At 72.5% G+C, this 15,051-nt stretch carries 13 protein-coding genes and 1 pseudogene; 11 read left to right on the top strand and 3 right to left on the bottom strand.

Annotation, left to right across the window (positions count from 1 at the left end; translation table 11 throughout):
- Window positions 1-83: 83 nt before the first annotated feature.
- The 3 genes from fabI (at window position 84) to CS0771_RS35445 (ending at window position 2,851) form a co-directional block, all read left to right on the top strand.
- Window positions 84-845 carry an enoyl-ACP reductase FabI gene (fabI, locus tag CS0771_RS35455; protein WP_212845059.1) on the top strand — a complete coding sequence of 254 codons (762 nt, stop codon included), beginning with the start codon at window positions 84-86 and terminating at the stop codon, window positions 843-845.
- A gap of 134 nt (window positions 846-979) precedes the next feature.
- On the top strand, window positions 980-2,008 hold the full coding sequence (locus tag CS0771_RS35450) for a ferrochelatase (protein WP_212845058.1): 1,029 nt from the start codon (window positions 980-982) through the stop codon (window positions 2,006-2,008).
- A gap of 15 nt (window positions 2,009-2,023) precedes the next feature.
- Window positions 2,024-2,851, top strand: a complete 828-nt coding sequence (locus tag CS0771_RS35445; RefSeq protein WP_212845057.1) for an HAD-IIA family hydrolase — start codon at window positions 2,024-2,026, stop codon at window positions 2,849-2,851.
- Between the two features lie 9 nt (window positions 2,852-2,860).
- Here the strand turns inward: CS0771_RS35445 and CS0771_RS35440 are convergent, their stop codons facing one another.
- Window positions 2,861-3,646 (bottom strand): hypothetical protein, encoded by a 786-nt coding sequence (locus tag CS0771_RS35440; RefSeq protein WP_212845056.1) that lies wholly within the window; start codon window positions 3,644-3,646, stop codon window positions 2,861-2,863.
- A 90-nt stretch (window positions 3,647-3,736) separates the two neighbouring features.
- Here CS0771_RS35440 and CS0771_RS35435 point away from each other — a divergent pair, with 90 nt between their 5' ends.
- Both CS0771_RS35435 and CS0771_RS35430 read left to right on the top strand, forming a co-directional pair.
- A complete protein-coding gene (locus CS0771_RS35435) occupies window positions 3,737-4,549 on the top strand; it encodes a DUF3097 domain-containing protein (protein WP_212845055.1) in 813 nt (270 codons plus the stop codon).
- 61 nt (window positions 4,550-4,610) lie between these two features.
- Window positions 4,611-5,045, top strand: coding sequence for a hypothetical protein (locus CS0771_RS35430; protein WP_212845054.1), 435 nt, complete (start codon window positions 4,611-4,613; stop codon window positions 5,043-5,045).
- A gap of 1 nt (window position 5,046) precedes the next feature.
- Here the strand turns inward: CS0771_RS35430 and CS0771_RS35425 are convergent, their stop codons facing one another.
- A complete protein-coding gene (locus CS0771_RS35425) occupies window positions 5,047-6,363 on the bottom strand; it encodes a serine hydrolase (RefSeq protein ID WP_212845053.1) in 1,317 nt (438 codons plus the stop codon).
- Window positions 6,364-6,544: 181 nt separating this feature from the next.
- Between CS0771_RS35425 and CS0771_RS35420 the strand changes: the two genes are divergently transcribed.
- The 3 genes from CS0771_RS35420 to CS0771_RS35410 all read left to right on the top strand — a co-directional run bounded on the left by CS0771_RS35420 (window position 6,545) and on the right by CS0771_RS35410 (window position 8,880).
- Window positions 6,545-6,976, top strand: a complete 432-nt coding sequence (locus CS0771_RS35420; RefSeq protein ID WP_244871222.1) for an NfeD family protein — start codon at window positions 6,545-6,547, stop codon at window positions 6,974-6,976.
- Complete coding sequence (locus CS0771_RS35415) at window positions 6,976-7,983, top strand: SPFH domain-containing protein (RefSeq protein WP_203746288.1); 1,008 nt, start codon at window positions 6,976-6,978, stop codon at window positions 7,981-7,983. The genes CS0771_RS35420 and CS0771_RS35415 overlap by 1 nt, the downstream gene beginning before the upstream one ends.
- A gap of 96 nt (window positions 7,984-8,079) precedes the next feature.
- Complete coding sequence (locus CS0771_RS35410; RefSeq protein WP_212845052.1) at window positions 8,080-8,880, top strand: RNA methyltransferase; 801 nt, start codon at window positions 8,080-8,082, stop codon at window positions 8,878-8,880.
- Window positions 8,881-9,034: 154 nt separating this feature from the next.
- Here CS0771_RS35410 and CS0771_RS35405 read toward each other — a convergent pair whose 3' ends face one another.
- Window positions 9,035-9,805 (bottom strand): hypothetical protein, encoded by a 771-nt coding sequence (locus CS0771_RS35405; protein ID WP_212845051.1) that lies wholly within the window; start codon window positions 9,803-9,805, stop codon window positions 9,035-9,037.
- Window positions 9,806-9,993: 188 nt separating this feature from the next.
- Between CS0771_RS35405 and CS0771_RS35400 the strand changes: the two are divergent.
- From CS0771_RS35400 to CS0771_RS35390, 3 genes and pseudogenes are all read left to right on the top strand, one after another.
- Window positions 9,994-11,871, top strand: a pseudogene (locus CS0771_RS35400) (PucR family transcriptional regulator); the annotation flags it as partial.
- A 193-nt stretch (window positions 11,872-12,064) separates the two neighbouring features.
- Window positions 12,065-13,366, top strand: coding sequence for an aspartate aminotransferase family protein (locus tag CS0771_RS35395; RefSeq protein ID WP_212845050.1), 1,302 nt, complete (start codon window positions 12,065-12,067; stop codon window positions 13,364-13,366).
- 53 nt (window positions 13,367-13,419) lie between these two features.
- The gene (locus CS0771_RS35390; protein WP_371821525.1) at window positions 13,420-14,922 is read left to right on the top strand and encodes a CoA-acylating methylmalonate-semialdehyde dehydrogenase; all 1,503 of its coding nucleotides are present in this window, start codon (window positions 13,420-13,422) and stop codon (window positions 14,920-14,922) included.
- The last annotated feature ends 129 nt before the right edge of the window (window positions 14,923-15,051 follow it).

Here is a 15,051-nt window from a genome sequence, read left to right as displayed (position 1 = left end):
CCGGGGGTGATCATGAACTTATGGACGTGCTGGGCGGCGTGTCGCCACCCCGGCACCGTGATCAACGAGATTGAGGAGTAGACGTGCTGCTCGAAGGTAAGCGGGTCCTGGTCACTGGCGTGATCACGGAGCAGTCGATCGCGTTCAACGTCGCGAAGATCGCGCAGGAGCAGGGCGCGACCGTGGTGCTGACCGGGTTCGGCCGGCTGTCGCTGGTCGAGCGGATCGCCAAGCGGCTGCCCGTCACCGCGCCCGTGATCGAGCTGGACGTGACCAACCCCGAGCACCTCGCCTCGCTGGCCGAGCGCGTCGGCGGGCACGTGGACGGCCTCGACGGCGTGGTGCACTCCATCGGCTTCGCGCCGGGGACCGCGCTGGGCGGCAACTTCCTGGAGACCTCCTGGGAGGACGTGTCCACGGCGGTGCACGTGTCGACGTACTCGTACAAGGCGCTGGCCATGGCCACCCTGCCGCTGCTGCGGCCGGGCAGCTCCATCGTGGGCCTGACCTTCGACGCCACCATCGCCTGGCCGGTGTACGACTGGATGGGCGTGGCCAAGGCCGGGCTGGAGTCCGCCTCCCGCTACCTCGCCAGCTACCTCGGCAAGCAGGGCATCCGCAGCAACCTGGTCTCGGCCGGACCGCTGCGCACCATGGCGGCCAAGTCGATCCCGGGCTTCGCGAAGTTCGAGGAGTCCTGGAACGACCGCGCCCCGCTCGGCTGGGACCTGACCGACACCGAGCCGACCGCCAAGGCCGTGGTCGCGCTGCTGTCGGACTGGTTCCCGGCCACCAGCGGCGAGATCGTGCACGTCGACGGCGGCTACCACGCCGTCAACGGCTGACCTTCCTTGAGCAGGCTCCCGGTACGCTGTTCCGGCAGCGTGGCGGGAGCCTGACTCAGGTGAAGGTGTGACGTGTCCGGAACGCCGGGTGGGTGATGTGTGCGGCGCTCGCGCGGGGTTCTAGCCTTTTACCCATGTACGACGCCTTCCTGCTGCTGTCGTTCGGCGGGCCGGAGCACCCCGACGAGGTGCTGCCCTTCCTGCACAACGTCACGCGGGGCCGCGGGGTGCCGCCGGAGCGGCTGGCCGAGGTCGCCGAGCACTATCAGCGCTTCGGCGGGGTGTCGCCGATCAACGAGCAGTGCCGCGAGCTGGTCGCCGCGATCCGCGCCGACTTCGCCGCCAACGCGGTGGACCTGCCGGTTTACTGGGGCAACCGCAACTGGCGGCCGATGCTCGCCGACACCCTGGCGCAGATGCGCGACCACGGCATCCGCCGCGCGGTGGCCCTGGCGACCAGCGCCTTCGGCTCGTACTCCTCGTGCCGGCAGTACCTGCAGGACATCGCCGCCGCGCGGGCCGCGGTGGGCCCGCGCGCGCCGCTGGTGGACAAGCTGCGGCACTTCCACGACCACCCCGGCTACGTCGAGCCGTTCGCCGACGGGCTCGCCGCGGCGCTGTCGACGCTGGACGTGACGCAGCACGCGACCACCCGGGTGGTGTTCACCGCGCACTCGATCCCGGTGTCCATGGCGGAGTCCAGCGGACCGGAGGGCGGGCGCTACGAGGCGCAGCTGCGTGAGACGGCCCGGCTGGTCGCCGAGCGGGCCGCGCCCGGCCTGGCCTGGGATCTGGTCTGGCAGAGCCGGTCCGGCGCGCCACACATCCCGTGGCTGGAGCCCGACGTCAACGACCACCTGGAGGTGCTGGCCAAGGAGGGCGTCACCCAGGTGGTGGTGAGCCCGATCGGCTTCGTCTCCGACCACCTGGAGGTGCTGTGGGACCTGGACGAGGAGGCCGCGGCCACGGCGCGGCGGCTCGGGCTCGGGTTCGCACGGGCGGGCACGCCCGGCGCCGACCCGCGCTTCGTGGCGATGGTGCGCGATCTCGTGCTGGAGCGGATGGCGCAGCCGGGCACGCGGCCCAGGACCGCGCTCGGTAGGCTCGACCACTGGGATGTGTGCGCGAGCAACTGCTGCCCGCCGCCGGTGCGCGGCAGGTGACGAGAGAGGGAACCGATGACCGAGCGCAAGCCGATCGCCGCCTGGCTGACCGACATGGACGGCGTCCTGGTCCACGAGGGTGAGCCGGTGCCGGGCGCGCCGGAGTTCATCGGGCGGCTGCGCGCCTCGGGCGTGCCGTTCCTGGTGCTCACCAACAACTCCATCTACACCCCGCGGGACCTGCACGCGCGCCTGACCCGGCTGGGCTTCGACCTGCCCGAGTCGGCGATCTGGACGTCGGCGCTGGCCACCGCGCAGTTCCTGGCCGACCAGCGTCCGAACGGGACGGCGTACGTCATCGGCGAGGCGGGCCTGACCACGGCCCTGCACGCGGCGGGCTACATCATGACCGACTTCGACCCGGACTACGTGGTGCTGGGCGAGACCCGCAACTACAGCTTCGAGGCGATCACCACCGCGATCCGCCTGATCAACAAGGGCGCCCGGTTCATCTGCACCAACCCGGACGCGACCGGCCCGTCCAACGAGGGCGCGCTGCCCGCCGCCGGCTCCGTCGCGGCGCTGATCACGAAGGCGACCGGCATCGAGCCGTACTTCGTGGGCAAGCCGAACCCGATGATGATGCGCTCGGCGCTGAACAAGATCGGCGCGCACTCCGAGAACGCCGCCATGATCGGCGACCGGATGGACACCGACGTGCTCTGCGGCCTGGAGGCCGGGCTGCACACCATCCTGGTGCTCACCGGCATCGCGACGAAGGCCGACGTGGAGCGCTACCCGTACCGCCCGTCCCGCGTGATCAGCTCCGTCGCGGACCTGATCGACGAGGTCGAGCCGCTGACCCCGGTCCCCGCCGACGCTCCGGAGACCCCGGCGGCCTGACCGCCCGGGTCACCCCTCGAAGGGGGCGTTGCAGGCGGCCACCAGGGCGTTGCGGCAGGCGGCGGCGAGCGGGCGCAGCGCCTCGTCGCGCTGCTGGGCCTCGAAGCTGTTCAGCGCGCCGCCCGGGGCGGCCTGCCCGGCCAGGGTGAGCACCCGGTCCAGCACGCTGGCGCGGGCGTACAGGCGGCGGGCGCGCGGGTCGTAGCCCGGCGGCAGGTCGGTCTCGGCGTCGGGCTTGCGCAGCGCGGCGAGCGCCCCGGCCAGCTCCGGGCGCCACTGCGCCACGTCCAGCCGGACGAGCCGGGTGGTGGCCTCGGTCAGCGCCTGGCTCAGCGCGGCGTCGGCCTCGCGTACGCCCGGCTGGTGCAGCCCCGGGGGCGCCTCGGGCAGCTCGAAGGCCCGCCACAGCAGCGTGGTGAAGGTGTCGCCGGAACCGGACGTGTGCTGCCGCGCCTCCGGGACCAGGCCGAGCCGGCTGGCCACCACACCCTCGCCGGCGACCAGCGCGTGGCTGGTGAACGGGCCGGGGCCGGGCAGCCCGCGCGGGTCGCCGGGCACCGGCAGCACCAGCCGGATCTCGTCCGGGTGCAGCTTCGCGAGCGCGGGCAGCGCCTCGCGCAGCTCGACCTCCTCGCGCCACTGGCCGGGCAGGTCGCGCACGTGCTGCTCCTCCTCGGCGGTGAGGTCGTCGAGGATCTCGTCGAAGGAGACCAGTCCGGCGCGCCACGCCCGGGCCCAGGTCACCAGCCGGGCCGAGCGGCGCGCGGTCAGGGTCACCTGCGCTGCGGGGGACATGCCGACCAGGGTACGTGCTGTTCCTGGGGTTTGTCCCGGACCGGCGCGTCATTGAGCGCGGAAGGGCAACGGCGACTAGGGTGCCGTCGCATGCGCTACAGCGATGACGTGCTGGACGGTTTCGACCGCCGCAAGCCCCGCCGGGTGACCCCCGAACGCGACGCTGAGCTGGGCCTCGTGGTCGAGGACGCGGCCAGCGGCTTCTGCGGGGCGGTCGTCGGTTTCGAGTACGGCGCGGTCACCCTGGAGGACCGGCAGGGCCGCCGCAGGCACTTCCCACTCGATCCCGCCGCCTTCCTGCTGGATGGGACACCGGTGACGCTGCGGCGTCCGCAGGCGCCCGCGCCCGCCCAGCCGAGGCGGACGGCGTCCGGCTCGGTGGCGGCAGCGCCCGCCCGCGCCAAGGTCGCCCGTGCGGGCCGGATCTGGGTGGAGGGCCTGCACGACGCGGCCTTGCTCGAACGCGTCTGGGGCGACGATCTGCGCGCCGAGGCGGTCGTGGTGGAGCCGATGCACGGCGTGGACGACCTGCCCGGCGCGGTGCGCGAGTTCGCGCCGGAGCCGGGCCGGCGGCTCGGCGTGCTGGTGGACCACCTGGTGTCGGGCACCAAGGAGGCGCGCCTGGCGCAGGCCGTGGACAACCCGTACGCGCTGATCGCCGGGCATCCCTACGTCGACGTGTGGCAGGCGGTGAAGCCGTCGCGCCTGGGCATGGAGGAGTGGCCCGTGGTGCCGTACGGGCACCCCTGGAAGGAGGGCATCTGCGCGGCCCTCGGCGTGGGCGAGCCCGCGGCGTTCTGGCGGCGGCTGCTGTCCCGCGTGGACAGCTACCACGACCTGGAGACCCCGCTGGTGAACGCGGTGGAGCGCCTGATCGACTTCGTCACCACGCCCGACGAGTGACGCGGAGGTCCACCGGACGGACCTCGACAGGGCGGCCCCGGCGCTCCTAGGCTCTCCCGCCATGACCGTCCCCCTCGGCGTACAGCTCGCCGTCAGCCTCACCTGGCTGGTGCTCTACATCGTCCTTTCGGTGCGCTACGACCGGCGCTGGGACGCCCGGCTGCGCGCCGCGCTCGGCCGCCGGATCGGCGCGGACGTGCGCTGGGCCCGGGTCGACCAGTCCGGCGACGTGTTCAGCGACGACTCCACCGGCGGGGTGAACGCGTGGCACACCGACGGCGACGGCCCGCTCGGCCGGCAGCTGTGGCAGGAGGGAGTCGCCCGCGGGGCGTACCTGGCGGTGCTGGTGGTGCTCGGCGCGCTGCCCCCGCTGGCGCTGCTGGGCCTGGAGTTCCTGCTGAACTTCCACGGGCTGATCGTGCTGGGCACCGCGTTCGCGGTGATCCCGGTCTTCTCGCTGTTCTGGCTGGGCAACTACCGGCAGGTCAGCGGCTGAGTCACGGTTGCCGGGCGTGTACGAAGGTGGCGATGTCCAGCTCCACCGGCGTCCGCTCGGCGTCGCGGCGGACCCGCAGCACCTCGCCGTCGTTGCTGCCGCTGTGGCAGCGCCACACGTCCGCGCCCTCGGTGGTGAACCGCCACGGGGTGCCGGGCACGGTGACCGGCGTGACCACCAGCTCGTTCGCGGCCGCGTCGTAGCGGGCCGCGAACTCGCGCCCCATCCACCACCAGGCGCCGTCCAGCTCGTGCGGCTCACCGGCCTCGGGCGCGGGCTGCCACGGCGCCGGGCGCTCGGGCTCGCCGTCGAGCACGTCGGCGAGCAGCCGCCGGCTCAGCTCCGCCATCCGCTGCCCGTGCAGGGTGTACGCGTTGGCGAAGGTGACCACGCCGGTCCGGCTCGCCCGGTGCGTCCACAGGTGGGCCAGGTAACCGGGCATCGAGCCGCCGTGCCCGGCGAAGATGCGCTCGCCGCTGCGCACCAGCTCCAGGCCCAGGCCGTGGCCGGTGGTCCAGGACTCCAGGTCGCTCATCACCACCGGCGCGCACATCTCGGCCAGCGTCGCCGGGGCCAGCACGGCCGGGTCGGGATCGGCCAGGAACGCGGCCCACTTCAGCAGGTCGTCGGCGGTGGACCAGAGCTGCCCGGCGGGCGCCATGGCACCGGCGTCGGTGCGCGGCTCCTCGTGCAGCGTGCCGTGCCACGGGTGCACCACGTAGCCGCGCGCGAACGGCTCGGTCTCCCGGTAGGTGGTGCGGCTCATGCCGAGCGGCTCCAGCAGGCGCTTGGTGATCTGCTCCGTCCAGTGCAGACCGGTGAGCCGGTGCACGACCGCGCCGAGCAGCCCGTACGCGAGATTGGAGTAGTGGTAGGCGCGGTGCGGCGGATAGGCGAGCTTGTCCGGGGTCAGCGCGGCCAGGAAGGTGTCGAGGTCGGGGCCGTCGTGGCGCTCCCACCACGGGCCGTCGGGCTCGCGCTGCAGCCCCGACGCGTGGCCGAGCAGCTGCCGGATGGTGATGGCGCTGCCCACCGGGGTGCCGGGCAGGTGCCGGTAGAGCAGGTCGTCCAGGGCGAGCGCGCCCTCGTCGCGCAACTGCAGCACGAGCACCGCGGTCATCGTCTTGCTGATCGAGCCGATCCGGAACTGGGTGTCCGGGGTGGGCGCACCGGTCGCCGGGTCGGCCCCGGCGGCGCTGAAGTGGACCCGCCGCCCGTCCCGCACCACGGCGGCCACCAGGCAGGGGGTACGCCCCTGCGCCTGCGCGCTCGCCACCAGCTCATCGATCCGCGCCGCGGTCCGCTCGGTCAGCGTCATCGTCTCTCCACCCCTGTGCGCACGCGACGGCGCGGCCGCTGTCGCGCTGGACAACCTATGCGGACAACGCGGCGGGGGCCAGTGCGTTACCGCGCTCGCCCGCGCGTACCACCGGATCTGTCCGAACGGACGAGGAGATCCACACCCCCCATCACTGGCGCGAGCGTGACACGATCAGCTCGTGGAAGATTGGATGTGGTGGCTACTCCTCGCAGCGGTGGCGGTGATCGCGGAGCTGTTCACCGGCACGTTCGTGCTGCTGATGCTCGGCGCCGGGTTCCTCGCCGCGTCGCTGGTGGGTCTGGCGGGGGCGCCCGGCTGGATCCAGGGCATCGCGTTCATCGTGGTGTCCACGCTGTCGCTCGCGGTGGTGCGCCCCTGGATGAAGCACCGCTTCTTCCGCGGGGACCCGAGCAAGGAGGCGGAGTTCTCCGTCACCGAGGGCCAGGACGCGCTGGTCGTGGAGCGCGTCGACGCGGACAACGGCCTCGTCAAGATCGGCGGCGAGCTGTGGCGGGCGCGGCCGTACGACGCCACGAAGACATACGTCCCGGGTGACCGGGTCAGAGTAGTGAAAGTGGACGGCGCCACGGCGCTGGTCTGGAGGGATTGATGGAGACTTTCGTGACCGCCCTGGTGGTCATCGTGGCACTGATCGTCCTGATCACCCTGATCAAGATGGTCAAGATCGTGCCGCAGCAGCGCAACGACGTGGTCGAGCGGCTGGGCAAGTACAACCGCACGCTGACCCCCGGCCTGAACATCCTGGTGCCGTTCATCGACGCGGTCCGGACCAAGGTCGACCTGCGGGAGCAGGTGGTCAGCTTCCCGCCGCAGCCGGTGATCACGTCGGACAACCTGGTGGTCTCGATCGACACCGTGCTGTACTTCAAGGTCATCGACCCGGTGCGGGCGACCTACGAGATCGCGAACTTCCTGCAGGCGATCGAGCAGCTGACCGTCACCACGCTGCGTAACGTGATCGGCTCGATGGACCTGGAGCGCTCGCTGACCAGCCGCGAGGAGGTCAACCGGCAGCTGTCGGCGGTGCTCGACGAGAACACCGGCCGGTGGGGCGTCAAGGTGACCCGCGTCGAGATCAAGGCGATCGAGCCGCCGCCGAGCATCCGCGACTCCATGGAGAAGCAGATGCGCGCCGAGCGGGACCGCCGCGCCGCGATCCTCAACGCCGAAGGCCACAAGCAGTCGCAGATCCTCACCGCCGAGGGTGAGAAGCAGGCGGCCGTGCTGCGCGCCGACGGTGAGCGCCAGGCCCGCATCCTGCAGGCCGAGGGCCAGGCCAAGGCGATCAAGCTGGTCGTCGACGCGATCCACGTCTCGTCGCCCGACAACAAGGTGATGGCCTGGCAGTACCTGCAGGCGCTCCCGCAGATCGCGGCCGGCGCGTCGAACAAGCTGTGGATCGTGCCGGTCGAGCTGACCAAGGCGCTGGACGGCATCGCGGCGACCTTCGGCGGCCTGCGCAGCGACCCGGCGGCAGCCGAGGCGGCCCGCGAGTCGGGCGCCGAGGCCGAGGCCGAGGCGCAGCGCGTGGCGGAGGAGGCGGCCGCGGCCGTCAAGGAGATCGAGACCGAGGCGAGCCGGCTCCCCAAGGAGTGACTCGCTGATGCAGCGGAACGGGGCCGGTGGTTCACGCCACCGGCCCCGTTCTGCGCCGCCGCGGAGCGGGGCGGGACGGTCCGGCAGAATCGGGGCGTGGAGCTGATCACGGATCCCGGCGACGAGCGCATCGCGGACTACCGGGCGCTGACCGACGTCGAGCTGCGTACGCGCTGGGAGCCGCCGCACGGCCTGTTCATCGCCGAGGGCGAGCTGGTGCTGCGGCGCGCGCTGCGGGCCGGCTACCGGCCGCGCTCGTTTCTGGTCGAGGCCAAGCGGGCGGCGCAGGTCGCGGACCTGATCGGCGCGCCCGTCTACGGCGCCGAGCCGGACGTCCTGGAGCAGGTCACCGGCTTCCACGTGCACCGGGGCGTGCTGGCCAGCTTCCACCGGCAGCCGGTGCCACCGGCCTCGGAGGTGCTGGCCGCCGCCCGGCGGGTGGTGATCCTGGAGGACATCAACAACCACACGAACATCGGGGCGATCTTCCGGGGGGTGGCCGCGCTCGGCATCGACGCGGTGCTGCTCTCGCCGACCTGCGCGGACCCGCTCTACCGGCGCAGTGTGCGGGTGAGCATGGGCGAGGTGTTCGCGGTGCCGTACGCCAAGCTCGACCCGTGGCCGCAGGCGCTGTCCGAGGTGCGCGACGCCGGATACACGATCCTCGCGATGACGCCGGCGCCCGACGCGGTGCCGATGCAGCAGCTCACCGCCGCCCAGCGGCTGCGCCCGGCACTGCTGCTCGGCGCGGAGGGGCCGGGCCTGTCCCGGTACGCCCTGGACGCCAGCGACCTGCGCGTCCGCCTGCCCATGCGCCGCGGCGTCGACTCCCTCAACGTGGCCGCCGCCACCGCCGTCGCCTGCTGGGAACTCACCCGCGACGACGACCTAGCCTGACTGCCGCCCCCTCGCCCGCGCGACGTGCAGTTTCGGGGAAACTGCACGTTTCCGTGCCGCGATTCGTGCAGTTTCCCCCGAAACTGCGAAGGGGCCGCTCGGGTGAGCACCGGCCGTGCCCGCGATCGCACGGCCGGTGCTCAGCTTCACGCGGTCAGCAGTTCTTCTCGAGGTAGCCCTCGATCAGGTCGCGCTCCTCGGTGTGGGCGGTGGCCATCTCGAAGGCGTGGTCGAGGGCCTCCTGAGCCTCGATGACTGCGTTGAGCAGCGGGATTCCCTTGCCCTGCTCGGCCAGGTAGGCGGCCTCGGCCGCGCGCTCGGCGGCGATGGCGTCGACGAGCATCCACGAGTAGGGCTTGTTCATGTCGATGTCGGTGTAGTCCTGGGGGTCCTTCGGCAGCACCGCGCCCTTGATGTTGGTGTACGTCTGCACCGGCAGGCCGCTGCGCTTGAGGTACATGTTGAGCCACGTCCGGGACGAGGCACGCTTCCTGAGCCACTCCCGGCGGGCCGCCTCGGTCGCCTCCTGCTGCGGCTGGTACGCCTCCTCGGCCTTCTTCAGGTCGGCCAGCCTCACCTGCCAGTCGAGGAAGATCTGCTCGTACTCCCGGTCCATCTCCGCGAGCTGCTTGCGCAGCTGGTAGCACTCGATGTCGCCGCGCCGGTTGGGCACCTCCACGCCGCCGCCGGGGCCGCCGGGCTGCTCGGGCAGGTCGCCGCTCTCCTTGGACACGTTCACCGGCGGGTTCCACTGGTAGCGGTGGCAGTAGCCGATGGTGGTGGTGTGGTAGCCCTCGTGGAACGACCTGGTTCGGAAGTCGACGCAGGTCAGGTTGTCGTCGAGGGCGAGCGCCGGGCTGGCCGGGGACAGCAGCGTGAACGCGACGGCGGTGGCGAAGGCGGTGAGAACATGACGCATCTTCATGGCTCGCATTGTCGGAACGAGGAGATCCACGGCGCACGTCCGTGTCGGGAAGCAGCCGCCGCGGCGGGCTGTCCCTAGGGATCTCCCGAGGGCGGCCGGTGCCGTCGGCCGTACGCTGGACTCGATCTCAGCTCGAAGACGAGGAAGAGGGTTCGGATGCGTACCGCCGGGGGAGGGCCGCGGTGACGGCGGCCGTGTTCCCGACGGTGCGCGAGGTGATCGCCCTGGACCCGGTGCGGGTGGGCGCGCCACGGCTGGTGGCGGGGGAGTCGGGGCTGGACCGGCCGGTGCGCTGGGTGCACTCGGCGGAGGTGCCCGACATAGCGACCCTGCTGCGCGGCGGCGAGCTGGTGCTGACCACCGGCATCGGCCTGCCCGCCGATGACGCGGGGGTGCGCGCGTTCGTCAACGACCTGGCCGAGGTGGGCGTGGCCGGGCTGGTCGTGGAGCTGGGGCGGCGGTACACGGCCAGCGTGCCCCGGGTGATGGCGGCCGCCGCGCAGAAGGCGGGCATGCCGCTGATCGAGCTGCGCCGGCCCACCCCGTTCGTGCGCATCACCGAGGCGGTGCACTCGCTGATCGTGGACGCGCAGCTGGCCGAGCTGCGCGCCACCGAGGAGATCCACCAGCGGTTCACCGAGCTGAGCGTCGAGGGCGCCGAGCCCGCCGAGGTGGTGCACCAGGCGGCGCAGCTCGCGGGCTGCCCCATCGTGCTGGAGAACCTGGCCCGCCAGGTGCTGGCGTACGACGCCGCCGGGGACCGGGCCGAGCTGCTGCTGGACGGCTGGGAGCAGCACTCCCGCCGGGTGAAGGCGCAGCCCACGAGCGGCCGCAGCGGTTACGACCCGGACACCGGGTGGCTGGTGACTCCGGTCGGCGCACGCGGGCAGGACTGGGGCCGCCTCCTGCTGCGCTGGCCCGCCTCCGGCACCGCCCAGGATTTCACCGCCGCCCGTGACGCCTCACTGGGCGACCCGGGCGACCTCGGCGACCCGATCACGGCCGCCCCCGGCGCGACGACGGCTCCGGCCCCTGCCTCGCCCGACCCTGGTGCGCCTGGCCCCGGTGCGTCCGGCTTGAGCGGGCCTGGTGCTGATGTGCTGCGCCCAGGCCGGCCGGTCGCCGGCGGTCCGGAGCTGGTGGCACTCGCCGGTGCCGGCATCGCCGGTGAGGAGCATCCGCTGACGCCGCCGACACGACTGGTCATCCTGCTCGAACGGGCGGCGTCCACGCTGGCCCTGGGCCGGCTGATCCGGCGTGACGCCGAAGGGCTGGAGCGGCAGCTGCACGGGACGTTGCTGTCGGCGCTGCTGGACCACAGCCTGCCGGTGTCGGAGGTGGCTTTGCGGGCGGCCGCGCTGGGCATCCAGCTGGAGCGCAGGCGGCTGGTCGGGGTGGTGGTGCGGCACCGGGACGAGTCGCTGGCCGCGGGCACCGAGGCGGCGCAGGCGGCGCTGCGCGACCTGGCCGACGCCGTGTCGCAGGCCGTCCGGGAGGCCAAGCAGACCGCGCTGATCAGCGCCGTCGACGACCGGGCGGTGGGCGCCCTGCTGGCGGTACGCGGGGACGAGGAGCCCGCGCTGGACTCCTTCGCCGCCGCGCTGCGCCGGGGCCGGGCGGACACGCTGCTGATCGCGGCCGGCTCGGGCGTGGACAGCCTGCGTGAGGCCCGGCGCTCGCTGGTCGAGGCGCGGCAGGTGGCCGAGGCGGCCCGGCACGACCCGGCCGGCCCGGCCGTGCACCGGCTGCCCAACGTGGGCCTGGCCGGGCTGCTGCACCTGCTGCGCGACGAGCCGCGGCTGCAGACGTTCGTGGAGCGTCAGCTCGGGGCGCTGCTGGCCTACGACGCGGAGCATCCGCGCGACGCGCTGCTGCCGACCCTGCGGGTGTTCCTGGAGCAGGGGCGCAACAAGGCGGCGGCCGCGGCGGCGGCGCACCTGTCCCGGCCCGCCTTCTACGAGCGGCTGGCCCGGATCGAGCGCATTCTTGGAGTAGACCTGGATTCGGTGCAGGCGTGCCTGTCGCTCCATGTGGCGCTGCTGGCCAGGGACGCGTTGCGGGACTGACCTACGGAAAAACCGAGGTGCAGCCTTCGATTCTTAAGCGGCGCGCCCGCCACGAGGCGCGTCGGGTTGACGACCTGTCAGCCATGTGCCCGTGGGGCTGGCAGGATGTAGCTTGCCCGGGCTCCCCGGAGCTGGGAGCGTCCAGGGTGATCCGTGACACAGCGATTCCGCCCGCCGAAGGACGTGTTAACCCATGAGCACCGACGATCTGCTCGCCCGCCACCGCGCCGTGCTGCCCAACTGGATCAACCCGCTGTATGCCGAGCCGATCGAGCTGGTGTCCGGCGCGGGCTGCCGGGTCACCGACGCCGCCGGGCGCACATACCTTGATTTCTTCGGCGGCGTGCTGACCACGATGATCGGCTATGACGTCCCGGAGATCTCCGACGCGGTGCGCGCCCAGCTCGACAAGGGCATCGCCCACTCCTCGACGCTGTACCTGATCCGTAAGCAGGTCGAGCTGGCCGAGAAGATCGCGAAGGTGTCCGGCATCCCGGACGCGAAGGTGTTCCTGGCCAACTCCGGCACCGAGGCCAACGACACCGCGCTGCTGCTGGCGACCCAGTTCCGCCGCAGCAACCAGATCCTGGCCGTGCGCAACAGCTACCACGGCCGCAGCTTCGCCGCGCTCGCCGTGACCGGCCAGCGCAGCTGGTCGGCGACCTCGCTGTCCCCGGTGAACGTCAGCTACCTGCACTCCGGTGACCGGCTGCGGGGCGTGTTCGCGGGCCTGTCCGACGCCGAGTACATCGCGCGTTCGGTGGCCGATCTGCGCGAGGTGCTGGCCACCACCACCGCCGGCGACGTGGCCTGCCTGATCGCCGAGCCGATTCAGGGCGTGGGCGGGTTCGTCGCGCCGCCGGACGGCTACTTCAAGGCGATCAAGGAGGTGCTGGACGAGCACGGCATCCTCTGGGTCTCCGACGAGGTGCAGACCGGCTGGGGCCGGACCGGCGAGCACTTCTGGGGCTACCAGGCACACGACGCGGTGCCGGACATGCTGACCTTCGCCAAGGGCATCGGCAACGGCTTCACCCTGGGCGGCGTGGTGGCCCGCGGCGACGTGATGGACTGCCTGAGCGCCGTCTCGTTCAACACGTTCGGCGGCAACCCGGTCAGCGCCTCGGCCGGGCAGGCGGTGCTCGACTACGTCCTGTCGCACGACCTGCAGGCCAACGCGGCCCGGGTGGGCGGCCTGCTGCACACCGGGCTGCGCGAGCTGGGCTCGCCGATCGTGGCCGAGGTGCGCGGCCGGGGCCTGATGCTGGCGCTGGAGCTGGTCCGCCCCGGCACCCTGGACCCGGCGCCGGAGCTGGCGGTCAAGGTGCTGGAGGAGACCAAGGCCAACGGCCTGCTGGTGGGCAAGGGCGGCCTCTACGGCAACGTGATCCGGATGGGCCCGCCGCTCACGCTGACCGAGGCGGAGGCCAAGGAGGGCCTGGACATCCTGGCCGGCGCGCTGGCCAGGGCATACGAGCAGGCGACCAGAGCGTGAGCGGAAGAACCAGCGGGGCCGCCGCGACCGGCGGCCCCGGCAAGGAGCAAGGCATGAGCAACGACATCGGATACATCACCCACTTCGTCGACGGCAAGCCGTGGGAGCACGGCGCGACCCGCCAGGGCGAGGTCTACGACCCGGCCACGGGCGCGGTCAGCGCGAAGGTGGACTTCGCCTCGGCCGCCGACGTCGACACGGTGGTACGCGCCGCCGACCGGGCCGCGCGGGCCTGGCGCGACGCGTCGCTGGCCAAGCGGACGGCGGTGCTGTTCGCGTTCCGGCAGCTGATCCACGAGCGCCGGGAGGAGCTGGCCGCGGCGATCACGGCCGAGCACGGCAAGGTGCTGTCCGACGCGGCGGGCGAGGTGCAGCGCGGCTTGGAGGTGGTCGAGTTCGCCTGCGGCATCCCGAGCGCGCAGCGCGGCTTCTTCAGCGAGAACGTGTCGACGGCGGTGGACTCGTACTCGATCCGGCAGCCGCTGGGCGTGGTCGCGGTGATCTCGCCGTTCAACTTCCCGGCCATGGTGCCACTGTGGTTCGTGCCGATCGCGATCGCGTGCGGCAACGCGGTGGTGCTCAAGCCGAGCGAGAAGGACCCGAGCGCGTCGGTGCTGCTGGCGTCGTGGTTCGCCGAGGCGGGCCTGCCCGACGGCGTGTTCAACGTGGTGCACGGCGACAAGGAGGCGGTGGACGGGCTGCTGACCCACCCGCTGGTGAAGGCGGTGTCGTTCGTCGGCTCGACGCCGATCGCACGCTACGTGTACGAGACCGGCACCGCGCACGGCAAGCGGGTGCAGGCGCTGGGCGGGGCGAAGAACCACATGGTGGTGCTGCCGGACGCCGACCTGGACCTGGCCGCCGACGCGGCGGTCAACGCGGGCTTCGGCTCGGCGGGGGAGCGCTGCATGGCGATCTCGGTGGTGGTCGCCGTGGACCCGGTCGGCGACGAGCTGGTCAGCAAGATCACACATCGCCTGGCGGGCATCCGCACCGGCGACGGCCGCCGCGGCTGCGACATGGGGCCGCTGGTCACCCGGGTGCACCGGGACAAGGTCGCCGGGTACGTCGACGCGGGCGAGCGGGCCGGGGCGGCGCTGGTGGTGGACGGCCGCAAGGTCACGCCGGACGCCGACGGGGACGGCTTCTTCCTCGGGCCCACGCTGTTCGACCACGTCACGCCGCAGATGTCGATCTACACGGACGAGATCTTCGGGCCGGTGCTCAGCGTGGTCCGGGCCGGCTCGTACGACGAGGCGCTGGCGCTGGTCAACGGGAACCCGTACGGCAACGGCACGGCGATCTTCACCAACGACGGCGGCGCCGCCCGGCGCTTCCAGCACGAGGTGGAGGTCGGCATGATCGGCGTCAACGTGCCCATCCCGGTGCCGATGGCGTACTACTCCTTCGGCGGCTGGAAGGCGTCGCTGTTCGGCGACACCCACGCGCACGGGGCCGAGGGCGTGCACTTCTTCACCCGCGGCAAGGTGGTCACCAGCCGGTGGCTCGACCCCAGCCACGGCGGCCTCAACCTGGGCTTCCCGACCCAGCACTGAACCCCGCTCCACCTCGGCGAACGGCTCCACCCGGGCACGCACGGCGGCCCGGGTGGAGCCGTTCTCATGTAGGGTGACCGGGCTTCGGGCTGACGTATTCGCTGCTGGGAGGCCATTGCCGGAACAACC

Origin of the sequence: Catellatospora sp. IY07-71 (assembly GCF_018326265.1) — a bacterium.
GTDB lineage: Bacteria > Actinomycetota > Actinomycetes > Mycobacteriales > Micromonosporaceae > Catellatospora.
Note: the sequence above shows the minus strand (reverse complement) of the source record. Positions and strands in the feature narration are given on the sequence as shown.